At 60.6% G+C, this 378-nt stretch carries 1 protein-coding gene; it reads right to left on the bottom strand.

Features of this window, described 5'->3' with window-relative positions; all coding sequences use genetic code 11:
• Positions 1 to 96: 96 nt before the first annotated feature.
• Positions 97 to 378, bottom strand: a 282-nt coding sequence (locus ACZ2IA_RS22845) for a transposase (protein ID WP_470294883.1), incomplete at its 5' end; no start/stop codon positions are given.

The following is a 378-nucleotide window of genomic DNA, read 5'->3' as shown; positions in this document are numbered from 1 at the left end:
CGGCTCGCCACTTCCAGTGGCCTTTCGGCGTTCCGCTGAGTGTTCAGGCTCAGCTTTTTGGGTTAATCCAAAGATTTCTGCCTCAAGCAGGCGCACCTATCCCATGGCCGGCGGCCCGTGGGGTACCAATTTGGCCATCCGGCGCAGATTCTGTACCGCCGCAGCGAGCGTGAATTCGTCGGTCGCGCCGGTTAGTCCACGTAGTCGCAGGCGATCCATTTTCAGGATTCGTTTGAGGTGGGCGAACAGCATCTCGACCTTTTTGCGTTCGCAGCGTGAGCGGAGGTACTCCGGCGTGTGGGCGAGGCGTCGGGCTACCTCCCGGACGGCCTCATGGATACTGCGGGCAATCTTGCGAATCGGTGTATTGGGGCAGCA

It is taken from the genome of Crenobacter sp. CS_VA4 (genome assembly GCF_055597485.1).
The sequence above is the reverse complement of the archived record's forward strand: the minus strand, read 5'-3'. Positions and strand labels throughout refer to the sequence as shown.